We start from the raw sequence: 21,001 nt of genomic DNA, 5'->3' as shown, positions 1-21,001 counted from the left end.
TTGGTTCGATGACTACAATTCTTATCACCCGCACAGTGCGTTGGGATATTTGCCACCGACCGTGTTCAGGGAAAAACAATCGGTAACTTGAATATACCGACGGTACTGGATTACAGGGTCAAGACCAGCTGACTTGCGCTATGGTGAAGAGGACTGGGAGTACCGCTCATTCGTCGGAAGCAAATGGCAAAAGATTCACCTCGCACACAGACAGATGTATTTAAAGAATGCCTACCGCGTATTGCTTACGCGTGCACGACAGGGAATGGTGATCGTCGTCCCTCATGGGGATCTAGACGATTCAACCCGTAATCCTTCTTATTACGATCCTATTTATTCGTATCTGGCAGATCTTGGCATCAAAGAAATTTAATACCTGTCATTCAATAGGTTGCTAAACCGCCGCCAAGCGCTCAACCGTATCTGGATATTTCTCGACATGCCGAATGAGCAAAGCCGTATGCGTATTAGGTTTAACCCGCCGCTGCTCCCAGTTCTCCAGCATGCGCGGCTTGATGCGCAAGTAACGTGCAAACACAGCGCGTGAAAAACGTAGACATTCGCGCAATACCTGCAACTCATCCTCTGTTGCCTCAGGCGCTGGCTTGTCTTCCACCACATGGGTGCGTAGTGTTTTGAACTGCATTCCAAAAGTTGGATGCCTACGGTGATGACCAGTAGGCTGACGGCATAAACTTGCGATTCGATTCATTTAGCTTTTTCAGCAACGATAACTATGGCACTCGATATAAATGCTCTGGGTCAGATTGACGCTGTCGTAGGCCAATGGTGCCTAAGTAAAGTTCCCCCGCACCTCAAAAGAGAAATCGACTACGACTACGAAGTCGACGGACAGGCTGTATCAATCTATGAGGTCCGACCCAGTTGGAGGGGACAACCTGGAGAAAAAACCCGCTCGCATGTGGCAAAGTTCCGGTTCTTTAAGTCAAGTAACTCTTGGAAAATTTTTTGGTTCAGACAGACTCGTAAATGGGAGTCATACCAGCCAGCCCCTTCAGCACCGAACCTCGAAAAGTGTCTAGCCATCATTGAAGCGGATCAGTACGGTTGCTTCTTTGGTTGATTTTTTTCAGCCAAGTCTTTCAAGATTAGCGGGCCACCATCCAGCGACGGCTTAAGAACTGAACAAGAAGTTCATCACGTCGCCATCTTTGACCACGTATTCCTTGCCTTCGGCGCGCATCTTGCCCGCGTCTTTGGCGCCTTGCTCGCCTTTGAAGGCGATGAAGTCGTCAAACGCGATGGTTTGGGCACGGATATAGCCCTTCTCAAAGTCGGTGTGAATCACGCCCGCCGCTTGCGGGCCGGTGTCGCCCACATGGATGGTCCAGGCGCGCACTTCTTTGACGCCCGCCGTGAAGTAGGTTTGCAAGCCCAACAAGGTGTAGGCCGATCGAATCAAGCGGTTCAAGCCGGGCTCGTCTTGGCCCAGTTCTTCCAAAAACATGTGACGGTCTTCGTCACTCATCTCGCTCATCTCGGCTTCGAGCTTGGCGCAAATCGCCACCACCGGGGCCTTTTGCGCAGCCGCGTAGTCTTTCAAGCGGTCGAGCAAAGGGTTGTTCTCGAAACCGTCTTCCGACACGTTGGCCACAAACATGGCTGGCTTGGCGGTGATCAAGAAAAACTGCTTCAGCAAAGGCAGTTCTTCTTTGCTGAAATCGATGGTGCGCACCGGCTTGGTCTCGTTGAGTGCGGCTTGGCACTTCTCCAAGATGGCCACCAGCTTGATCGACTCTTTGTCGCCCGAGCGCGCGGTTTTGGTCACGCGGTGCAGGGCTTTTTCCACCGCAGACAAATCGGCCAAACACAATTCGGTCTGAATGACTTCGATGTCTGAAATCGGGTCCACCTTGCCCGCCACGTGAATCACGTTGTCGTCTTCAAAGCAACGCACCACATTGATGGTGGCATCGGTCTCGCGGATGTGGGCCAAGAACTTGTTGCCCAGGCCTTCGCCCGTGCTGGCACCTGCCACCAAGCCAGCAATGTCCACAAACTCCACGATGGCCGGCACGATGCGCTCAGGCGTGATGATGTGGGCCAACTGCTGCAAGCGTGGATCGGGCACTTCCACCACACCGACATTGGGCTCGATGGTGCAAAACGGATAGTTCTCTGCCGCGATGCCCGCTTTGGTCAGGGCGTTGAACAGGGTGGATTTGCCAACGTTGGGCAAGCCCACGATGCCGCATTTCAAACTCATAAAAATATCCTTAGAAATCAAGACCCCAGTGGCACCATCGGCCCCCATAGAGGCATGGTGTGAGTGCCTGACCCAGCGATGAAACAGAGAACAGTGTCAGGTAGGTATCGAGCCGACAAAACCCGTTGGAGACAGGGTTTTGTGTTGTGTTGGCTTGGGGAAACTGCTGCGAATTGTACTAATCAGCCAATCGAGCTCGGTGGAAGACCTCAAACAGCGCCTGTCGCAGTTCGACACCCTGACCCAGGCAGCAAACAATCACCTGTTTTTTAGTCAACTTTTATTAAATGTGTGTTTTACACATTTATACTGGCGTAAATTTCTGAACCAACGCCATGAACAAGACCACCTCAGACGCCTTACAGACAGAGCAACAAGCCTTGCTTGCGGCGATAGGGCATTTGTTGAAGCCCTTCGCAACGCTGTGTTTAGCCAAAGGTGTGCCCATACAAGCCATTGAAGAGCTGGTACGACACGCCTATGTGGAAGCTGCCAAGCAAGCATGCGAAGGAGACAACCCAGAGCGTTTGACCAGCCGCATCAGCACCATGACTGGTTTGACGCGACGCGAAGTGGGGCGCATTCAGCAAACCTCCACACCGCAACTGCCTGCCACGCGGTCTGTCGCCACCGACTTGCTGACGCACTGGACATCACAAGCCGCGTATGTGGACAAGGCCAAAAAGCCAATCGCCATTCCTAGGCAAGGACCCACACCAAGCTTTGAAGCCTTAGCCGCCAGTGTCACCAAAGATGTTCACGCGCGTTCCTTGCTGGCCGAGATGGTGCGGCTCAATTTGGTGATCCATCACAAGGCCACAGACACGGTGGAGTTGCTGGAAGATATTTTTGTGCCCAACGACGACTGGCCGCAAATGATTGGTTTCCTGGGAACCAATGTGGGCGATCACTTGGAGGCCGCCGTGACCAATGTGTTGGGCGATGGTCATCAGCATTTTGAACAAGCGCTGTTGGCTGATGAACTGTCGTCAGAGTCAGTGAACGAAGCCAAGGCACTGATCAGTGCCCAGTGGCGCAGCTTGATGACCACGCTGGGTCCACAACTGCAAGCCTTGATGGATGCCGACCAAGCAGCCCAACGTCCACAAGACCAAGCGATTCGGATTGGTCTGTATTCCCTCTCCAAACCCATGTCATCCACTGAAGATTCCTCCAAGTGAACGGAGCGCTCCAAATGCCATCAATTCAAACCAACCCCACATTCACGCGTCGAACACTGCTCTTGGGCATGATCGGATCGGTCGCTCATCTGACGGGCTGCGGCGGCGGTGGATCCGATGTGGCTGGACTGTCCAGCGGTGGCACCGGCTCCTTCACCAGCGGCACAATTTCGGGCCTTGGCTCCATCATCGTCAACGGTATTCGCTACAACGACGACAACGCCACCGTCATTTCACGCGACGACGGCACCAGCTTTGGCCAGCCACTCAAAGTAGGCATGGTGGTCTCGATTCAAGGCTCTGCCGTCACAGCGGCCACGACCACCAACGGCACAGCAACAGCCACCGCCACCAAAATCAGCTGTGGCAGTGAGTGGCAAGGTCCCGTTTCCAGCGTCAGTGCCAGCAGTTTCAACATGCTTGGGTTGACAGTCGATGTCTTGACCAGCACGGTATTTGAAGGCGTCGCCACACAACTGGCGGGACTGAGCACCTCGCACTTTGTGGAAGTCCATGGTTATGTCGATCAAACCACGGGCCACCTTCAAGCAACGCATGTGGAAGTGTCCAACACACAGCCCACGCAATACAAACTCAGTGGTGTGGTCAACAACTTCAGTGCCGTCAATCGAACCTTCAAGCTCGGCACCACCGCACAGCCATCAAGCCAAATCAGCTGGGACAGCAACACATCGGTTCCGAGCAGTTGGTCCGATGGCGTGTTTGTGCGCGTCACGATGACGCCAGGGCTGCTGGGCACCCACATTCGCTTGCTCACATCGCCGCTGGCATTGCTGGATGCAGACAACGAACAGGACGTTGAAATCCATGGGTTCATTTCTGCTTACCAATCCAATGCCAACTTCACCGTCAATGGCATACAGGTCGATGCCAGCAACGCTCGCATCGCAGGTGGTAGTCTGGCGCTGGGTGTCAGGGTTGAGATTAAAGGCAGTCTCAACAACAGCATTTTGGTCGCAACCAAAGTCGAAACACCAAGCAACTCAGAGGAAGCTTCGCGCACATTTGAGTTTCACGGAACCCTCAGCGCTTTGGACGCCACCGCACAGACGTTTGTTTTGCATGGACTCACATTCCAGTACAACAACAGCACCAGCATGCAAGGAATCACACTGGCCAACGGTGTCAGCATTGAAGTCAAAGCCACCCGCTCATCAGGTGCGTGGGTGGCGACAGAAATCAGTTCAGACGCCTAAATTTCCTCTACCACCGAGAGCACACCATGACGCAACAAACACACCCATCGCGCCTATTTGCCATCCCGATGGGCGTCATGCAACGCTCATGGGCTGTTGCTGGCTTGTGTGTCGCGCTGCTGGCCACTACCGCATGGGCCGATCGACCGGAGGGTGCAGGACCAGGCAAACATCGCCGCGAGCAAGAAACCTCCAGGCAGGGTCATGGCTCAGACGAAGCAGGCGAGGTTCGACAAGCACGGCTGGGCGCGTACTTCGAACCCAGCCATCATCAAGCGGTGCGTGACGTGTACGGACCCGCCATCACCCAAGGTCGATGCCCACCCGGTTTGGCCAAAAAAGGAAATGGCTGTTTACCGCCCGGTCAAGCCAAACGCTGGGTGATTGGCCAGTCTTTGCCCCCGGACGTGGTGCTGTATCCGGTGCCCCCCGCATTGCAGGTGCGTTTGGGCACACCCCCAGCAGGCTACAAATACGTGCGTGCAGCCAGTGACATTTTGTTGATTGCCGTTGGTACCAGCATGGTGATGGATGCGATTGAAGATTTGGGCGCGCGCTGAGCGTGACCTCAACAACAGGTCACGCAAATTCGGCTGACACCCGCTGCCCCACACGCAGCACCTCGCCCAAACCACTCAGGGGAATGGCGTTCATGCCAAAAGTCACCGCGCCCTTGACACGGGGGTCTTGGCGGTAAGTCCGCAAGGTGTCGCTCACAGCAGGGCTGACCTCAGCCGTGTCAGGGTTGACATTGGGCATGGGGCAGCGCGGGCAGGGCTTGACGGGTTTGAGTTGTACCGCTTCACCGCCGGTGGTCACGGTCATCACACCCACACGGTCTTCGTCATGGGCTTGCCAGGCATCGGGGGTCTCACCCCGCAACACCACGTTGGCGCGAAAGCGTCGCATGTCCACGGGTGCCTGCGCTTGTTGACTCAAGCGGTTGTTGAGCTCGTCCAAGGACGCGGTGCTTGTGACCAGCACCGGAAAACCATCGCTGAATTGGTTGAACGCGTCGACGTCTTTGGTCCATTCGCGGCTGGCGAGACGAAAGTGCTCTGGGTCAAAGCGCACCAAGCGCAAGGGCCCCACGTTCAAAAAGTCGGTGAACCACTGCGCCGCCAACGCGCCCATTTCAAACGCAGGCACGGTGTCTTTCCAGACCTGCACTTGGGTGGGTGCTTCGGCCCGCTCAATGGACAAGTGCAAGGCCAGCATGCCCGGGGCGCGCAACACCAGCTCGGCGTGGCGCAACTCGGGCTGGATCAAGGCCATGCGAGGCACACTGCGTTGGGTCAGCATCTGGCCTTGGGCATCGACCACCATCCAGGCACGGTCAAGGTCGAGTCCGGTATCGGTCAGGACGGCTTGCTGCACCGAAATACCGGCACACGATTTGACAGGGAAGACCCAGAGTTGGTCTATCAAAGCCCAGCGCTGGTCGCTGTGTGGGGTTGCTGCTGTGAAGGTCATGCGTCATTGTGCCGCCCTCCTACAATTCGCCCATGGCTCAAAAATTGGATGTGTGTATTCGTGGCGACGGCATGGTCGGGCGCACCCTGGCGCTGCTGTTGGCACGCCAACGCTTGCGTGTTGGCCTGGTCACCTCGGCCCCCAAAACGAATGATGACGTGAGGGCCTACTCACTCAACAAGGCTTCACGCGACTTGCTCACCGAACTGCGCTGCTGGCCAGATGCCCAACACGCCACCGCCGTGCAAGACATGCGCGTGTGGGGTGACAACGGAGGCTTTGTGCACTTTGCCAGCCCCACGCCCGAAGGCTTGAGCTGGATTGTGGACGTGCCAGTGCTCGAAGAGCAACTGGCCCAAGCCGTGCGCTACCAATCCGACATCGCCTGTTTGACGGCGCCTGCGCCTGCCGCACTCACCGTGGTGTGCGAAGGCCGCCACAGCATCACCCGCGACGAGTTAGGCGTGAGCTTTGAAACCCTGCCCTACCAGCAACACGCCGTAGCCGCACGCGTGCGTGGCAGCGTGCCCCACCGCCAACAGGCCTTGCAGTGGTTTCACCAAGGTGCACAGGGCTTGGAAATTCTGGCCCTGCTGCCACTGGGCGGCGCGCAAGGCGACAGCGCGGCGCTGGTGTGGTCGCTCCCACCTGAACGTGCCAGCGCCATGCTGGCGTTGGACGCCGCCGGTTTTGCCAGTGCGCTGCAAGACGCCAGCCACGGCGTGCTGGGGCAACTCGAACTCACCAGCGAACGCGCCATGTGGCCTTTGCAACTGGCACGCGCCGAACACTGGATTGGCACCTTGGCCGATGGCAGTGCCTGGGCGCTGGCGGGCGACGCCGCACACAACATCCACCCGCTGGCTGGCCTTGGGCTCAACCTGGGACTGGCCGATGCCGCTGCGTTGGCCCACGTGCTCAAAAGCCGCGAGAGTGCCGACTACTGGCGCAGCGTGGGCGACCGTCGCTTGCTGCGTCGCTACGAGCGTGCCCGCAAAGCCGACATGCTGCCCACCTGGGTGGCTTGCGACAGCTTGCAACGCTTGTTCGCCCACCCACACGCCAGCGTGCAGGCTTTGCGCAATTGGGGCATGTCTGGCTTTGACAGCCTGGCACCCTTGAAGCGCTGGGCCATGCAGCAAGCCATGCAATGACACCTCACCTTGGACACCCCATGACACGTACACGCTCTTTCCTTACCCTCGCAGCTGCCCTGTGGGTCTTGGCGAGCTCCGCCTGGGCCCAAGGGCATGAAGCCACCATCCGCAAAAACCTGAGCGAGCGCATTCCGCAGTTACCCAAGATCGAAGAAATCAGCCGCACCCCCATGACCGGTTTGTACGAGGTGCGCTTGAACGGCAACGAGATTTACTACAGCGACGCCGACGGCAACTTCCTCATCCAGGGCAACCTGATCGACACCAAGAGTCGGCGCAACTTGACCGAAGAGCGCGAGGCCAAATTGGGTGCCATCGACTTTGCCAGCTTGCCTGTCAAAGACGCGATCCAGATCGTGCGCGGCAATGGCAAGCGCAAGCTGGCGGTGTTTGAAGACCCGAACTGTGGCTTTTGCAAACGCTTCGAGCGTGACCTGGCCAAGGTAGACAACGTCACCATCTACCTGTTCCTCTACCCCATCCTGGGTCAGGACTCGTCTGACAAGTCACGCAACGTCTGGTGTGCCAAAGACCCCGCCGCTGCTTGGGCTCAAGTCATGGGCGAAGGCCGCATCGCCAATGCGGCGGCTTGCGACACTTCGGCCATTGCACGCAACGTCGAGTTTGGCCGCAAGTTCAAGATCACCGGCACACCCACGCTGGTGGCGCAAGACGGCGCACGCGTGCCTGGTGCCATCAACACCCAACAAATTGAAAAACTCTTGGCCGACGCCAGCAAGTAACTAAGCACCCATGGCACACACACCCATCACCCCTGACAGCGCCGCTGGCGTGTTGATCCAACGCTTGGGCTATGCGGGTTTGATTCCGTTTGCCACGCTGGCCCTGCTGATGTGGATCGTCACACCCGAAGCACACCCCTTGGTGGCGATGGCCTTGACGTCGTATGCCGCCGTCATCTGCGCCTTCTTGGGTGGCATCCACTGGGGCATTGGTCTGCGACACAACGCACCCTCACGTAAGCTGCACATGGTGTGGGGCGTGGTGCCTTCGCTGGTGGCTTGGATCGGCGTGATGATGCCCGCCTACGCCGGGCTGCCACTGCTGGCCGTGTTGCTGATCGCCTGTTATTTGGTCGACCGCAAAACCTGGGCCGAGGCCGGCCTGCGCGACTGGATGACCTTGCGTTTTCGTTTGACCGTGGTGTCTACGCTGGCCTGCCTGCTGGGCGCTGCGGCCACCTGAGCCCGCTGCTACCGCTATGACGCGCACCACCACACACAAGGCGCTTCGCACCACTGCGACCACACGTGCGACCCACACCACCGCGCCTATCACCACACCGCAAGTGCATTACCGCATTGAGTTGGCCGATCTGCATGCCCATCTGTATGGCGTGACCCTCACCATCGAGCAACCCACAGCCGACCAGCGCGTGGCCTTACCGGTGTGGATTGCAGGCAGCTACATGGTGCGCGAGTTTTCCAAACAACTCATCTCGTTGACGGCACGCCAAGGCAACCGCTCGGTGGCGGTGCAGCAATTGGACAAATGCAGTTGGCAAATCGACTGCGCAGCAGACACGCCTCTCACCCTGCACTACCAAGTTCACGCGCACGACAACTCGGTGCGCACCGCGTGGCTGGACACACAACGCGGCTTCTTCAACGCCACCAGCCTGTGCTTGCGCGTGGCAGGTTGTGAAGACCAGCCCCATGTGTTGGCCCTGGTGCCACACACCGACTTGCCCACATGGGCAGTGGCCACGGGTCTCACGCCCTTGACAGTCAATCCGCGCGGCTTTGGCAGCTATGTGGCTGCCGACTACGACGAACTGGCCGACTGTCCCGTGGAGATGGGCGCATTCTGGTCTGGCCAGTTCACGGCCTGCGGTGTGCCGCACCGCTTTGTGGTGGCGGGTGCCACCCCTGCGTTCGATGGCGAGCATTTGCTGCGCGATGCGCAAAAAATTTGCGAAGCTGCGATTCGCTTTTGGCACGGCAACCAGCGCGCCAACATTCCATACACGCACTATGTGTTCATGCTCAACGCAGTGGGCGAAGGCTACGGAGGCTTGGAGCACCGCAACTCCACCGCCTTGATTTGCCAACGCGCCGATCTGCCACGCCTGAGCGACACCCCTGTGCTCACCGAAGCACTCAAAGCCAAAGTCGACAAACCCAATGACGGTTACACCACTTTGTTGGGGCTGATCAGCCACGAGTACTTTCACACCTGGAACGTCAAGCGCTTGCGCCCGGCAGAGTTTGCGCGCTACGACTACACCCAAGAAAACTACACCGAGCTGCTGTGGTTTTTTGAAGGCTTCACCAGCTACTACGACGACAAACTGCTGCGCCGTGCTGGCCTGATTGACGACGCGCACTACCTGCGCCTGCTCAACAAAACCATCAACCAAGTGCTGCAAACACCGGGACGCATGGTGCACAGCGTGGCGCAGTCGAGCTTTGAAGCTTGGACCAAGTACTACCGCGCCGACGCCAACACGCCCAACCTGACGGTGAGCTACTACACCAAGGGCGCGTTGATTGCCCTGTGCCTGGACTTGGCCCTGCGCCAGCACGGCGTGAGAAACCACAGCGTGTCGTTAGACGATGTGATGCGCGGCCTGTGGGCGCGTTGCCAAGGTGGCCCCATGCAAGAGGCTGATCTGTTGGCCGTGCTGCATGAACTCACGGGCCGTTCGTGGGCCCGTGACATCAAAGCCTGGGTGCATGGCACACGCGACTTGCCGCTCGAAGACGCGCTCACCGCACACGGTGTGGCCGTCCACCACGACCCAGCGCAATTGGCGCAACGCTTGGGCCTGCGCGTGAGCGAAGACCACAGCATCCAGATCAAGCAAGTGCTCAGCGGCAGCGCCGCACACGCCGCAGGCTTTGCGCCGGGCGATGAGTGGTTGGGCTTGGAAATCGGCGGCAAAACCGCCAGCGCCTGGCGCTTGAAAAAGCTCGACGAGTTGCCGCTGTATGCGGGCCGTGCCAAAAAGCTCACCGCCTTGGTGAGCCGTGACCGTCAGCTGTTGCGTTTGTCATTGACTCTGCCACCCGTCAAAGCACAACGCAGTTGGCGCTTGGCCGTGCTCGATGCAGCCAAGGTCAAGGCCTGGCTGGACTGACGTACACAGCCTTCAGTCTCAGGTCACCACACGCAAATCCACCACCCGCTTGGCCTTGCCCTGGCTGCGTTCCACGCCGCCTTCGGGCTTGAGGTCCACCGCAATGCTGGTGCCCACAAAGGTCTTCACATCGTGCTGCAACTGCTGCGCCGCGGCGCGTGCAGCCTGGCCTTGCGGGTCTATGCCGGGGCGTGTTTCCACCACCACTTTCAGGCTGTCCATCGGGCCTTCGCGGGTCAACACGCACTGGTAATGCGGGGCCAACTCGGTGCGCTTCAAAATGAACTCTTCAATTTGTGAGGGGAACACATTCACACCGCGCACGATCATCATGTCGTCGCTGCGGCCTGTGATTTTTTCCATGCGCCGCATGCTGCGCGCGGTGCCAGGCAACAAACGCGTCAGGTCCCGCGTGCGGTAACGGATGATGGGCAGCGCCTCTTTGGTAAGGCTGGTGAACACCAACTCGCCCATCTCACCATCGGCCACAGGCTCACCGGTTTCAGGGTGGATGATCTCGGGGTAGAAATGGTCTTCCCAAATGGTGGGGCCGTCTTTGGTTTCCACACACTCACTGGCCACGCCGGGGCCCATCACTTCGGAGAGTCCATAAATGTCCACCGCGTCAATGCCCATGCGTTGCTCAATGGCGCGACGCATGTCGTTGGTCCACGGTTCGGCACCAAAAATACCCAAGCGCAAACTCGACTCGACAGCCGACAAGCCCTGCCGTTCAAACTCATCGGCAATCGCCAGCATGTAGCTCGGTGTCACCATGATCAGGTCGGGCTTGAAGTCGCGAATCAATTGCACTTGTCGCTCGGTTTGACCGCCACCAAACGGCACCACGGTCAGCCCCAAACGCTCGGCACCATAGTGCGCCCCGAGCCCCCCCGTGAACAAGCCGTAGCCATAGCTCACATGCACCATGTCACCGGGTCGCGCCCCCGCCGCACGGATGCTGCGCGCCACCACGTTGGACCACACATCGATGTCGTTGTGCGTGTAGGCCACCACTGTGGGCTTGCCCGTGGTGCCGCTCGATGCATGAATGCGCACACACTGCTCGCGTGGCACGGCCAGCATGCCAAAGGGGTAGTTGTCGCGCAGGTCTGCTTTGGTGGTGAACGGAAACTTGGCCAAGTCGGCCAAGCTTTTGCAGTCGCTCGGGTGCACGCCCGCCGCGTCAAACTTGGCCCGGTAGGCAGGGGAGTTGGCATACGCCTGATGCAACGTGGCTTGCAAACGCTTGAGCTGTAAAGCACGCAGTTCGTCGGTGCTGGCCTTTTCAATGGGCTCGAGCGGAAACTGCTTGGCAAGAGATGCAGAAGATTTCATTGCGGGATCACCGTTCCTTGAATTTGGGCACTTTTGCCACGGAACATGGCAATGGTCTCGCCGTGCTGGTTGGTCACGCGCATGTCGTAAATGCCATGGCGACCCGACAGCGTTTGCTCCACGCCTTCGCAGGTCAACACATCGCCCAACTTGGCAGGTTTTAAAAATTCAATGCTGCAGCCTGCGGCCACTGCCACTTTGTTGTAGCTGTTGCAGGCAAACGCAAAGGTGGAGTCGGCCAGGGTGAAGATGAAGCCACCATGACAAATTTGGTGGCCGTTCAAATGCAGTTCGCGCACCGGCATGCGCAACACGGCGCGGCCTGGTTCACAGGTCAAAATTTCCATGCCCATGGTGTCTTTGGTGGCGGTGTCCACGGCAAACATGGCGATGGCCACTTGCTGGGCCAGGGTGTGTGCGTCGGTGCTCATCATTCGCCTTTGAACACCGCAGGGCGTTTTTCTAAGAAGGCACTCACGCCTTCGATGTAGTCGTGTGTGCAGCCCAGCGCAGCTTGTGCGTCGCGCTCAGCATCCAGGTGTTCGCTGAAAGTGCGCGTGCCCGCATCACGCAACAAATGGCGTGTCGCCACCAAGGCTTTGGTCGGCATGACAGCCAGCTTATCGGCCATGGCGCAGGCAGCGGCCACGCTGTCTTCAGCCACGTCCCAAATCAAGCCCCAGGCCTTGGCTTGCTCGGCACTGAGTTTGTCGCCTGTCATGGCCAAGGCCATGGCGCGGGCCATGCCCAGTCGCTCCACCAACCACCAGCTGCCACCCGCATCGGGAATCAAACCAATCTTGCTGAAGGCCTGGATGAAGTTGGCATTGGGTGCAGCAATCACGATGTCGCAACACAGCGCCAGCGATGCGCCAGCACCTGCGGCCACACCGTTGATGGCGGCTACCGTGGGCATGCGCAAGTTTTGCAACTTGCGTGCGGTGGGGTTGAAGGCTTGCTCAATCACCGGGCCGGGGTTGGCGCGTGCCATCAGGTCAGGCCCGGGCGCAAAGTCAAACTCCGACAAATCAGCCCCTGCACAAAAGCCCCTGCCAGCGCCTGTGATCACCATGGCACGCATGGTTGGGTTGGCTTCGGCACGGTCACACGCAGCCCACAAGTCATGGTGCATTTGGCGGGTGAAACTGTTGAGGGCTTGCGGACGGTTGAGTGTGACCAAGGCCACTGGCCCGCGTTCTTCATACAAGACGGTCGATGTCTCTGTGGATGCTGTCATGCGTTGTCTCCTGCAAGAAATTTAGCATTCACCGACCGATCGGTTGGTTAATGTTTACCCTTGGTGGGCTTGGCTATAGTTAGGACAGCAGGTTTTCTTCTTCTTTGTTTTTTTGGAGCGCCCACATGGCTTACGAATTCATCAACGTCCACACAGAGGCCGAGAAAGTGGGCGTCATCACCCTCAACCGTCCCAAACAACTCAACGCCTTGAACGCTGGGTTGATGGTGGAGTTGGGCCAAGCCCTCAAAGCCTTTGATGCCGACCCCGCCATTGGCTGCATGGTCATCACCGGCAGCGAAAAAGCGTTTGCCGCAGGGGCAGACATTGGTGCCATGGCCACCTACACCTTTGCCGATGTGTACAAAGACGACTACATCACCCGCGACTGGGAGACCATCCGCAGCATCCGCAAACCCGTCATCGCTGCGGTCAGTGGTTTTGCTCTGGGTGGCGGTTGCGAGCTGGCCATGATGTGCGACTTCATCATCGCCGCCGACAACGCCAAGTTTGGCCAGCCCGAAATCAAACTGGGCATCATCCCCGGTGCAGGCGGCACACAGCGCTTGCCACGCGCCATTGGCAAAGCCAAGGCCATGGACTTGGCGTTGACCGGCCGCATGATGGACGTGCACGAAGCCGAAAAAGCGGGCTTGATCAGCCGCATCGTGCCGTTGGAAAAATTGATGGAAGAAACCTTGGGCGCAGCCTTGATGATTTGCGACTACTCACAACTCGCCGTCATGGCCGCCAAAGAGTCGGTCAACCGTGCGTTTGAGAGTGGCTTGGCTGATGGTGTGATGTTCGAGCGTCGCTTGTTCCACGCCCTGTTTGCCACCCAAGACCAAAAAGAAGGCATGGATGCGTTTGTCAACAAACGCAAAGCCAACTTCACCAACACCTGACCCATTTAAGGAAATTCCATGCGTTCTCTCTGGTTACGCCGCATCGCGGCGTTGGTTTTGTGTTGCCCATGCCTTGTCATGGCGCAAAGTTTTCCGAACAAACCCATCAAAGTGTTGGTGCCCTTCCCTGCGGGTGGCACGGTCGACTTCTTTGCGCGCACCTTGGCACCCAAGCTGTCCGAAGCCCTGGGCCAAGCCGTGCTGGTTGAAAACCGTCCCGGCGCTGGCGGCAACATCGCCACCGAGGCTGTAGCTAAAGCCACACCCGATGGCTACACCTTGTTGATGGGCTCTGAAATCGTAGCCATCAACACCTCGCTCTACAGCAAGCTCAACTACGACCCGCTCAAAGACCTCGCACCCATCGTGCTGGTGGGCACTGTGCCCAACATCTTGATCGTCAACCCCTCCGTGCCCGCCAACAACGTCAAAGAGTTGATCGCATTGGGCAAAAACAAATCGGCCAACCTGTCATACGCATCTACCGGTCAAGGCACATCTACCCACTTGTCGACCGAGCTGTTTAAAAACATGACCGGCATGGAAGCCGTGCATGTACCCTACAAAGGTGGTCCACCTGCCATTGCCGACTTGCTGGGTGGACAGGTCAACATGATGTTCATCAACATGCCCACAGGCATTGCGCATGTGCGCTCAGGCAAGGTGAAGATCTTGGCGGTGTCGAGCAAAAAACGTGTGGCGCAACTGCCCGACGTACCCACCGTAGAAGAAGCAGGTGTGAAAGGCTTTGTCACCTATGCCTGGTCTGGCTTATTTGCGCCCGCAGGCACGCCACGCGAGGTGGTGACGCGCTTGAACAACGAAGTGGTGAAGCTCTTGAAACTGCCCGCCATCCGCGAGCAGTTGGCCGGCCAAGGGGCTGAAGCCGTGGGTGACACCCCTGAAGAATTTGGTCTCTTCATGCGCAATGAAGTGGCTCAGTGGGCCCATATGGTTCGCACCTCGGGAGCCAAGGTGGATTAAGGCTAGGCACAAAAGTCACCTAGGGGCCTGAATTTGTGACTTTTTGTCACGCTGTCTCTTGTCATGTCTTATCAAAAGCTGTTAACTTTGGAAGTTAAACTTTTGAAGAATGAAACTGGCGTGAAAAAAGTCTACCTTCGGTACCTGGCCCTGACTCAAGCTTTAGACAGTTCAGCGGCACCAGGTGCCATGGATGAAACCCAAAAACGCTTGCTAGAGCTGATCGCCATCCGCCACGCTGACGGCAACGCCATCACTGTGAGTGAAGCCATGGGGGCAGCATTTATTGCCAGCCCTGCCACGATTCACCGCAAACTCGATGCCTTGCGTGAGTCTGGCTTGATCGCTCCCATGTTTGAAGGCACTAATCGGCGCACCAAATACCTGGTGCCAACCCAGGAAGCAGATACTTACTTTCATAAACTTGGCCTCTTAATTCACCAAGCGCTGAAAGAATCCTGACTGGGCGCTGTTCATCAGCCTCAAGACGTCTATCTCGTTCAAATTACAGGTCGCCTGTACGACATTGAGATGATTTTTCCCGATAAGAAACATGTCATTTCTGATATATTTTTCATGTACAGAAAAATTAAACATGTTACTTTCTCATTACATCGCTCTCTGCCTCAGTGTGCTCATTTCACTGAGTGCTTGTTCCTCAAATGGGTTGGCCAATGCCCCTCTATCTCACGGAGACTTTGCACCGCAGGTCAGCCTCAAAGGGCAAGACTGGCGCAAGTACGAAGAAGATGTGGTGACGTGCCAAAAAGAGATCTTGCGCATTTACGGCAACAACTACGTCGCCAACAACGCCATCATCGATATGCGCCACTGCCTGATTAAAAAAGGCTATGTCTTGTTGAGCTGAGTCACTGCGTCGCGTGACTAACGGCCACAGGTGTCCAATAAAACACGTTATAATTTCGGGCTTCGGCGCTTTAGCTCAGTCGGTTAGAGCGATGGAATCATAATCCACAGGTCCGCGGTTCGAATCCGTGAAGCGCCACCAAAAAACACAAAACGGCTCCCAGAAATGGGGGCCGTTTTTGTTTTCAGCTTGAGAAAGAAGGTAATCTCTGATGCACAACATCCAAGGAGACACACTTGTCCAAATCCATCTCTCCCGCTGAACTGGCCCTGCGCGACGCCGCACGCGAATACCACCGCCTCCCCACTCGCGGAAAAATCTCCGTCACCCCCACCAAGCCGCTGTCCAACCAGCGCGATCTGTCACTGGCCTATTCGCCCGGTGTGGCTTACCCGTGTTTGGACATTGAAGCCGACCCTTCGCTGGCCTCTGAGTTCACCGCCCGTGGCAACTTGGTGGGCGTCATCACCAACGGCACCGCTGTGCTGGGTCTGGGCGACATTGGCCCCCTGGCCAGCAAACCCGTGATGGAAGGCAAAGGCTGCCTCTTCAAAAAATTCGCCGGCATTGACGTGTTCGACATTGAACTGGCCGAACGCGACCCCGACAAATTGGTCGACATCATTGCCGCGCTCGAACCCACGCTAGGCGGCATCAACCTCGAAGACATCAAAGCCCCCGAGTGCTTCTACATCGAGCAAAAACTGCGCGAACGCATGAGCATTCCCGTCTTTCACGACGACCAGCACGGCACCGCCATCATCTCGGCAGCGGCCCTGCTCAACGGCTTGGAATTGGTCAACAAAAAAATTGAAGACGTGCGCATTGCGGTCTCGGGTGCCGGTGCCGCGGCACTGGCCTGTTTGGACGTGATGGTGGGCTTGGGCGTGCAGCGCCACAACATCTTTGTGTGCGACTCCAAGGGGCTGATTTACCAAGGACGCCCCGGTGGTTACGACGACAGCAAAGCCCGCTTTGCCCAAACCTCCCCATTGCGCACTCTGGCCGACGTGGTCAACGGTGCCGACGTGTTCTTGGGCTGCTCGGCGGCGGGGGTGTTGACGCAAGACATGGTCAAAACCATGGGCAGCCAACCCATCATCTTGGCGCTGGCTAACCCCGAGCCTGAAATTCGCCCCGAGCTGGCCAAGGCTGTGCGGCCTGATTGCATCATCGCCACCGGGCGCTCCGACTACCCCAACCAGGTCAACAACGTCTTGTGCTTCCCCTACATCTTTCGGGGTGCGCTCGACTGCGGCGCGACCAAGATCACCGAAGCCATGAAGCTGGCCTGCGTGCGCGAAATCGCCGACTTGGCCAAGGCCGACATCAGCGAAGAAGTGGCCAGCGCCTATGCAGGCAAAGAGCTTGTGTTTGGCCCCGACTATTTGATCCCCACCCCGTTCGACTCACGCCTGATCCTGCGCATTGCACCCGCCGTGGCCAAAGCCGCAGAGGCGTCGGGCGTGGCAGCGCGCCCCATCGCCGACTACGAAGCCTACAAACAAAGCCTGTCACGCTTTGTTTACCAAACCGGCATGATCATGCGCCCCGTCTTCAACGCGGCCCAGGCCTCCAGCGCCAAGCGCGTCATCTATGCCGAAGGTGAAGACGAGCGCGTGCTGCGCGCCGCCCAGTTGGCCATCGAAGACAAGTTGGCCCACCCCATTCTGATTGGTCGCCCCGCCGTGATTGAGGCACGCATTGCCAAAGCAGGCTTGCGCCTCAAAGTGGGACACGACGTGGAAGTCATCAACCCCGAGAGCGACGCCCGCTTCCGTCAGTACTGGGAGACCTACCACCGCCTAATGGGCCGCCGAGGCATCACCCCCGACACTGCCAAAGCAGCGGTGCGCCGCTCCAACACCTTGATTGGTGCCTTGGCCATGCACTTGGGCGACGCCGATGCCATGCTGTGCGGCTTGGTGGGGCAATTCGACGCACACCTCAAGCATGTGAATGACATCATTGGCACCCAACGTGGCGCACCCGGCTTTGCCACCTTGAACGCCTTGATGCTGGCGGATCGCACCCTGTTCATTGCCGATACCTACGTCAACGAAGACCCCGATGCCGAGCTCCTGGCCAACATCGCCGTCATGGCCGCCGAAGAAGTACGCCGCTTTGGCCTGCCACCCAAAGTGGCCTTCTTGTCGCACAGCAACTACGGCTCATCGGCCAAAGCCTCAGCGCACAAAATGCGCGTGGCCCGCGACCTGTTTGCACGCATGGCCCCTGATGTGGAGTGCGATGGCGAACTGCAAGGCGATGCCGCGTTGTCTGACAGCGTGCGACGCAGCAGCCTGATTGAAACCTCGCTGCAAGGCGAAGCCAACCTGCTGATTTGCCCCAACCTCGACGCGGCCAACATCTTGTTCAACGTGCTCAAAATCACAGGCGGACAAGGCGTTACCGTCGGGCCTATTTTGCTGGGGGCAGCCAAATCGGCCCACATCCTCACCCCGTCGTCCACCGTGCGGCGCATTGTCAACATGACGGCGCTGGCCGCCGCATCAGCGGGCACGCCACGCGCTTGAGCGCCTGCGCAACCCCGCGACAAATCAGCCCCTGCACCGCAAGGTCAGGGGCTGTTTGCATGGTGTTTCCCGCACAGTGTTCAAGTTCTTTCCGCCTTGGTTATCCTGACGCAAAGGAGACACACATGGAACTTTTAACCGACCCACAAGCGTGGATCGCATTCGCCACCCTCACCCTGTTAGAGCTGGTGCTGGGCATCGACAACATCATCTTCATTTCCATCCTGGTCGACAAACTGCCACGCGCCAAACAAGAAGTGGCGCGACGCATTGGCCTGTTCATGGCCATGTTCATGCGCATTGGTTTGCTGCTGGTGCTGGCTTGGATCGTCGGCTTGGTCGAACCCCTGTTCAACATCGTCGGTCACCCCATCTCCGGGCGCGACATCATCTTGATCCTCGGCGGCTTGTTCCTGATCTGGAAAAGCACCGGCGAAATTCATCAGTCCTTAGAGGGCGAAGAAGACCACATGAACAGCAACGTCAAAGCCACCCTGACCAGCGTGGTGCTGCAAATCATGGTGATCGACTTGGTGTTCTCGCTCGACTCCATCATCACCGCCGTGGGCATGGTCGATGAAGTGGCCATCATGATTGCCGCCGTCGTGGCATCGGTCGGTTTGATGATGCTGTTCGCCAGCGCCATCGGCCAGTTTGTGTCGCGCCACCCTTCCATCAAAATGCTCGCCCTCACCTTCTTGGTCGTCGTCGGTGTGGTGCTGGTGGCCGAAGGCTTTGGTCACCACGTGCCCAAGGGCTACATCTACTTCGCCATGGCGTTCTCGCTGATGGTTGAGATGCTCAACATCCGCTTTCGCAAACGCGCCTCCAGCGTGGTGCGCCTGCATCAAAACCACATCCCGGGCGAGTGAATGTCTGCGCCGCACAGCTTCAAAGGCAACAAACAATCCCTGCCCAGCAAGCTGTGCGCGGTGTGTCAACGGCCCATGACCTGGCGCAAGGCCTGGGCCAAAAACTGGGAACACGTGCTGTACTGCTCTGACGCCTGTCGCGCCCAAAAGAAGACCGCCCCATGAGCCACACTGCGCTGCGCCATTTGGTGATCGTGCTGGGCGACCAGCTCAACCTCGACGCCACCGCCCTGCACGACTTCGACCCGAGCTGCGACGCAGTGTGGATGGCCGAGGTCATTCAAGAGTCCACCCACATCCCCTCGTCCAAACAACGCACCACCGTCTTCTTGAGCGCCATGCGCCACTTCGCGCAGACCCTGCGTGCGCAAGGCTGGCCACTGCACTACACCGCGCTCGATACGCCTGACGCACCCAGCACCTTGGCTGAAGGCTTGAGCCGCGCCATTGAACAACTGCGGCCCCAAGCCCTGGTGCTCACCGCCCCAGGCGACTGGCGTGTGCTGCAAGCCCTGCGCGGCGTGGCACGCGAACATGAATTGCCCCTGCAACTGCGTGACGACCTGCACTTCTTCAGCACCGTGCGTGAATTTGCCGAACACGCCAAAGGTCGCAAACAACTGCGGCTTGAATATTGGTACCGCGCCCTGCGCCAAAAAACCGGCATCTTGATGGCCGACGGCAAACCCGTGGGCGGGCAATGGAACTTCGATGCCGACAACCGCGCCTCCTTTGGCAAACAAGGCCCACCGCCCATCCCCGCCCCCAAGCGCTTTGCACCAGATGCCATCACCCAAGAGGTGATGACTTTGGTCAACACCCAACTCGCACACCACCCCGGCCACCTGAGCAGCTTTGGCTGGCCCGTCACCCGCGACGATGCGCTACTGGCCCTGCAAGGCTTCATCACGCAACGACTGCCTCTGTTTGGGCAATACCAAGACGCCATGTGGGAGGGCGAGGTGTGGCTCTACCACTCGCATCTGTCGTGCGCACTCAACCTCAAACTGCTCAATCCGCGCGAAGTGGTGCAAACAGCCGTTGACGCCTACACACAAGGCCTGGCACCCCTGCCTGCGGTGGAAGGTTTTGTTCGGCAAATCTTGGGGTGGCGTGAATACGTGCGCGGCATTTACTGGACGCACATGCCCGAGTACTTAGAGCGCAACACGCTCAACGCACAAGCCGAGTTGCCCGCGTTTTACTGGACGGGCGACACCGACATGGCGTGCCTGCGTGACGCCATTGGCCAGACCTTGCAGCATGGCTACGCCCACCACATCCAACGCCTCATGGTGACCGGCTTGTACGCCTTGCTGCTGGGCGTGAAACCGCAAGCCGTGCATGCCTGGTATTTGGGTGTGTATGTCGACGCTGTGGAATGGGTGGAGCTGCCCAACACCTTAGGCATGAGCCAGTTTGCCGACGATGGCCTCATGGCCAGCAAACCCTACGCCGCCAGCGGCAAATACATTCAACGCATGAGCAACCACTGCCAAGGTTGCCGCTACGACCCCGCACAGTCCACCAGCGAACGTGCCTGCCCCATCACCACCTTGTACTGGGACTTCTTGATGCGCCACGCCGACACCTTGGCCCAAAACCCGCGCATGGTGATGCAAGTCAACAACCTCAAGCGCCTCTCTCCCGAGCAGCGCGAGGCGATTGCGGCGCAGGCGTTGGTGCACAGAGAGCAACACGAAGACGCTGAGTTGGCCGAAATTGTGAAAGCACGCTCTGGCGGTGAAACCGTCAAGGTGAAGCCTGAAGACTTGTAGGTTTGATTTCCATGTCAGTGCGTAAAAAATCATCGTGAGTTTCTCAAACGGTCACTCTCGGCGCATAGGCTTAAATGACCGCTAGACCACCCAGGCGTTGCTCAACTAAGACTAGCAGGATAAGGCT

General features: G+C 58.1%; 24 protein-coding genes and 1 tRNA gene. 19 read left to right on the top strand and 6 right to left on the bottom strand.

Going from position 1 to position 21,001, the window contains the following annotated elements; translation table 11 throughout:
* Positions 1-91, top strand: a 91-nt coding sequence (locus tag B9Z39_RS17245) for an integrase core domain-containing protein (protein ID WP_143474155.1), incomplete at its 5' end; no start/stop codon positions are given.
* Positions 92-133: 42 nt separating this feature from the next.
* Positions 134-373 (top strand): DNA/RNA helicase domain-containing protein, encoded by a 240-nt coding sequence (locus B9Z39_RS05115; RefSeq protein ID WP_233248917.1) that lies wholly within the window; start codon positions 134-136, stop codon positions 371-373.
* A 21-nt stretch (positions 374-394) separates the two neighbouring features.
* On the opposite strand, the gene B9Z39_RS05110 is transcribed toward B9Z39_RS05115, so the two are convergent.
* A complete protein-coding gene (locus B9Z39_RS05110; RefSeq protein WP_100145610.1) occupies positions 395-646 on the bottom strand; it encodes a DNA-binding transcriptional regulator in 252 nt (83 codons plus the stop codon).
* Positions 647-736: 90 nt separating this feature from the next.
* Between B9Z39_RS05110 and B9Z39_RS17240 the strand changes: the two genes are divergently transcribed.
* The gene (locus B9Z39_RS17240; protein ID WP_100145608.1) at positions 737-1,084 is read left to right on the top strand and encodes a DUF3024 domain-containing protein; all 348 of its coding nucleotides are present in this window, start codon (positions 737-739) and stop codon (positions 1,082-1,084) included.
* A 51-nt stretch (positions 1,085-1,135) separates the two neighbouring features.
* Here B9Z39_RS17240 and ychF read toward each other — a convergent pair whose 3' ends face one another.
* Complete coding sequence (gene ychF, locus B9Z39_RS05100; RefSeq protein ID WP_108300925.1) at positions 1,136-2,227, bottom strand: redox-regulated ATPase YchF; 1,092 nt, start codon at positions 2,225-2,227, stop codon at positions 1,136-1,138.
* Positions 2,228-2,562: 335 nt separating this feature from the next.
* Between ychF and B9Z39_RS05095 the strand changes: the two genes are divergently transcribed.
* Genes B9Z39_RS05095 through B9Z39_RS05085 form a run of 3 tightly spaced genes read left to right on the top strand, consistent with a single transcriptional unit; the run spans position 2,563 to position 5,185 of the window.
* Positions 2,563-3,408, top strand: a complete 846-nt coding sequence (locus tag B9Z39_RS05095; RefSeq protein WP_108300924.1) for a DUF6502 family protein — start codon at positions 2,563-2,565, stop codon at positions 3,406-3,408.
* Between the two features lie 14 nt (positions 3,409-3,422).
* Entirely contained in the window at positions 3,423-4,625 is a 1,203-nt protein-coding gene (locus tag B9Z39_RS05090) for a DUF5666 domain-containing protein (protein WP_108300923.1), read from the top strand.
* A gap of 26 nt (positions 4,626-4,651) precedes the next feature.
* Positions 4,652-5,185 carry a hypothetical protein gene (locus B9Z39_RS05085; RefSeq protein ID WP_233248916.1) on the top strand — a complete coding sequence of 178 codons (534 nt, stop codon included), beginning with the start codon at positions 4,652-4,654 and terminating at the stop codon, positions 5,183-5,185.
* Positions 5,186-5,204: 19 nt separating this feature from the next.
* On the opposite strand, the gene B9Z39_RS05080 is transcribed toward B9Z39_RS05085, so the two are convergent.
* Positions 5,205-6,098: an MOSC domain-containing protein gene (locus B9Z39_RS05080; protein WP_108300922.1), complete on the bottom strand. Its 894-nt coding sequence runs from the start codon at positions 6,096-6,098 to the stop codon at positions 5,205-5,207.
* Between the two features lie 32 nt (positions 6,099-6,130).
* Here B9Z39_RS05080 and B9Z39_RS05075 point away from each other — a divergent pair, with 32 nt between their 5' ends.
* From B9Z39_RS05075 to B9Z39_RS05060, 4 genes are read left to right on the top strand one after another with little or no spacing between them, the layout of a single operon-like run.
* Positions 6,131-7,252 carry an FAD-dependent monooxygenase gene (locus B9Z39_RS05075; protein ID WP_108300921.1) on the top strand — a complete coding sequence of 374 codons (1,122 nt, stop codon included), beginning with the start codon at positions 6,131-6,133 and terminating at the stop codon, positions 7,250-7,252.
* 20 nt (positions 7,253-7,272) lie between these two features.
* A complete protein-coding gene (locus B9Z39_RS05070) occupies positions 7,273-7,998 on the top strand; it encodes a DsbC family protein (protein ID WP_100145808.1) in 726 nt (241 codons plus the stop codon).
* Between the two features lie 10 nt (positions 7,999-8,008).
* The gene (locus B9Z39_RS05065) at positions 8,009-8,461 is read left to right on the top strand and encodes a DUF3429 domain-containing protein (protein WP_108300920.1); all 453 of its coding nucleotides are present in this window, start codon (positions 8,009-8,011) and stop codon (positions 8,459-8,461) included.
* A 16-nt stretch (positions 8,462-8,477) separates the two neighbouring features.
* A complete protein-coding gene (locus tag B9Z39_RS05060) occupies positions 8,478-10,355 on the top strand; it encodes a M61 family metallopeptidase (protein ID WP_108300919.1) in 1,878 nt (625 codons plus the stop codon).
* A gap of 18 nt (positions 10,356-10,373) precedes the next feature.
* Here B9Z39_RS05060 and paaK read toward each other — a convergent pair whose 3' ends face one another.
* From paaK to B9Z39_RS05045, 3 genes are read right to left on the bottom strand one after another with little or no spacing between them, the layout of a single operon-like run.
* Complete coding sequence (gene paaK / locus B9Z39_RS05055; protein ID WP_108300918.1) at positions 10,374-11,693, bottom strand: phenylacetate--CoA ligase PaaK; 1,320 nt, start codon at positions 11,691-11,693, stop codon at positions 10,374-10,376.
* Positions 11,690-12,124, bottom strand: a complete 435-nt coding sequence (paaI, locus tag B9Z39_RS05050; RefSeq protein WP_108300955.1) for a hydroxyphenylacetyl-CoA thioesterase PaaI — start codon at positions 12,122-12,124, stop codon at positions 11,690-11,692. Before paaI ends, paaK begins: the two co-directional genes overlap by 4 nt.
* On the bottom strand, positions 12,124-12,930 hold the full coding sequence (locus tag B9Z39_RS05045) for an enoyl-CoA hydratase-related protein (protein ID WP_108300917.1): 807 nt from the start codon (positions 12,928-12,930) through the stop codon (positions 12,124-12,126). Before B9Z39_RS05045 ends, paaI begins: the two co-directional genes overlap by 1 nt.
* A 125-nt stretch (positions 12,931-13,055) precedes the next feature.
* On the opposite strand from B9Z39_RS05045, the gene B9Z39_RS05040 reads away from it, so the two are divergent.
* From B9Z39_RS05040 to B9Z39_RS05000, 9 genes are all read left to right on the top strand, one after another.
* Positions 13,056-13,835 carry an enoyl-CoA hydratase gene (locus B9Z39_RS05040; RefSeq protein WP_108300916.1) on the top strand — a complete coding sequence of 260 codons (780 nt, stop codon included), beginning with the start codon at positions 13,056-13,058 and terminating at the stop codon, positions 13,833-13,835.
* Between the two features lie 18 nt (positions 13,836-13,853).
* Positions 13,854-14,819 carry a tripartite tricarboxylate transporter substrate binding protein gene (locus B9Z39_RS05035; RefSeq protein WP_108300915.1) on the top strand — a complete coding sequence of 322 codons (966 nt, stop codon included), beginning with the start codon at positions 13,854-13,856 and terminating at the stop codon, positions 14,817-14,819.
* Positions 14,820-14,882: 63 nt separating this feature from the next.
* Positions 14,883-15,281: a hypothetical protein gene (locus B9Z39_RS05030; RefSeq protein ID WP_146183282.1), complete on the top strand. Its 399-nt coding sequence runs from the start codon at positions 14,883-14,885 to the stop codon at positions 15,279-15,281.
* Positions 15,282-15,450: 169 nt separating this feature from the next.
* Entirely contained in the window at positions 15,451-15,687 is a 237-nt protein-coding gene (locus B9Z39_RS05025; RefSeq protein WP_158269457.1) for a hypothetical protein, read from the top strand.
* 64 nt (positions 15,688-15,751) lie between these two features.
* Positions 15,752-15,828: transfer RNA gene (locus B9Z39_RS05020), tRNA-Met, on the top strand.
* Positions 15,829-15,923: 95 nt separating this feature from the next.
* A complete protein-coding gene (locus B9Z39_RS05015; protein ID WP_108300912.1) occupies positions 15,924-18,224 on the top strand; it encodes an NADP-dependent malic enzyme in 2,301 nt (766 codons plus the stop codon).
* Between the two features lie 125 nt (positions 18,225-18,349).
* Entirely contained in the window at positions 18,350-19,096 is a 747-nt protein-coding gene (locus tag B9Z39_RS05010) for a TerC family protein (protein ID WP_108300911.1), read from the top strand.
* Positions 19,097-19,261 (top strand): DUF2256 domain-containing protein, encoded by a 165-nt coding sequence (locus tag B9Z39_RS05005; RefSeq protein WP_100145577.1) that lies wholly within the window; start codon positions 19,097-19,099, stop codon positions 19,259-19,261.
* Complete coding sequence (locus tag B9Z39_RS05000) at positions 19,258-20,874, top strand: cryptochrome/photolyase family protein (protein ID WP_108300910.1); 1,617 nt, start codon at positions 19,258-19,260, stop codon at positions 20,872-20,874. The genes B9Z39_RS05005 and B9Z39_RS05000 overlap by 4 nt, the downstream gene beginning before the upstream one ends.
* Positions 20,875-21,001 lie beyond the last annotated feature (127 nt).

The sequence above is a fragment of the Limnohabitans sp. JirII-29 genome (assembly GCF_003063395.1).
GTDB lineage: Bacteria > Pseudomonadota > Gammaproteobacteria > Burkholderiales > Burkholderiaceae_C > Limnohabitans.
This window is presented reverse-complemented; position numbering and strand designations above follow the sequence as displayed.

Excerpts from the sequence above, each read along its gene's own strand:
- B9Z39_RS05110 (WP_100145610.1), bottom strand. The coding sequence starts at position 646 with ATGCAGTTCAAAACACTACGCACCCATGTGGTGGAAGACAAGCCAGCG.
- B9Z39_RS17240 (WP_100145608.1), top strand. The coding sequence starts at position 737 with ATGGCACTCGATATAAATGCTCTGGGTCAGATTGACGCTGTCGTAGGC.
- ychF (WP_108300925.1), bottom strand. The coding sequence starts at position 2,227 with ATGAGTTTGAAATGCGGCATCGTGGGCTTGCCCAACGTTGGCAAATCC.
- B9Z39_RS05095 (WP_108300924.1), top strand. The coding sequence starts at position 2,563 with ATGAACAAGACCACCTCAGACGCCTTACAGACAGAGCAACAAGCCTTG.
- B9Z39_RS05090 (WP_108300923.1), top strand. The coding sequence starts at position 3,423 with ATGCCATCAATTCAAACCAACCCCACATTCACGCGTCGAACACTGCTC.
- B9Z39_RS05085 (WP_233248916.1), top strand. The coding sequence starts at position 4,652 with ATGACGCAACAAACACACCCATCGCGCCTATTTGCCATCCCGATGGGC.
- B9Z39_RS05080 (WP_108300922.1), bottom strand. The coding sequence starts at position 6,098 with ATGACCTTCACAGCAGCAACCCCACACAGCGACCAGCGCTGGGCTTTG.
- B9Z39_RS05075 (WP_108300921.1), top strand. The coding sequence starts at position 6,131 with ATGGCTCAAAAATTGGATGTGTGTATTCGTGGCGACGGCATGGTCGGG.
- B9Z39_RS05070 (WP_100145808.1), top strand. The coding sequence starts at position 7,273 with ATGACACGTACACGCTCTTTCCTTACCCTCGCAGCTGCCCTGTGGGTC.
- B9Z39_RS05065 (WP_108300920.1), top strand. The coding sequence starts at position 8,009 with ATGGCACACACACCCATCACCCCTGACAGCGCCGCTGGCGTGTTGATC.
- B9Z39_RS05060 (WP_108300919.1), top strand. The coding sequence starts at position 8,478 with ATGACGCGCACCACCACACACAAGGCGCTTCGCACCACTGCGACCACA.
- paaK (WP_108300918.1), bottom strand. The coding sequence starts at position 11,693 with ATGAAATCTTCTGCATCTCTTGCCAAGCAGTTTCCGCTCGAGCCCATT.
- paaI (WP_108300955.1), bottom strand. The coding sequence starts at position 12,124 with ATGAGCACCGACGCACACACCCTGGCCCAGCAAGTGGCCATCGCCATG.
- B9Z39_RS05045 (WP_108300917.1), bottom strand. The coding sequence starts at position 12,930 with ATGACAGCATCCACAGAGACATCGACCGTCTTGTATGAAGAACGCGGG.
- B9Z39_RS05040 (WP_108300916.1), top strand. The coding sequence starts at position 13,056 with ATGGCTTACGAATTCATCAACGTCCACACAGAGGCCGAGAAAGTGGGC.
- B9Z39_RS05035 (WP_108300915.1), top strand. The coding sequence starts at position 13,854 with ATGCGTTCTCTCTGGTTACGCCGCATCGCGGCGTTGGTTTTGTGTTGC.
- B9Z39_RS05030 (WP_146183282.1), top strand. The coding sequence starts at position 14,883 with ATGTCTTATCAAAAGCTGTTAACTTTGGAAGTTAAACTTTTGAAGAAT.
- B9Z39_RS05010 (WP_108300911.1), top strand. The coding sequence starts at position 18,350 with ATGGAACTTTTAACCGACCCACAAGCGTGGATCGCATTCGCCACCCTC.
- B9Z39_RS05005 (WP_100145577.1), top strand. The coding sequence starts at position 19,097 with ATGTCTGCGCCGCACAGCTTCAAAGGCAACAAACAATCCCTGCCCAGC.
- B9Z39_RS05000 (WP_108300910.1), top strand. The coding sequence starts at position 19,258 with ATGAGCCACACTGCGCTGCGCCATTTGGTGATCGTGCTGGGCGACCAG.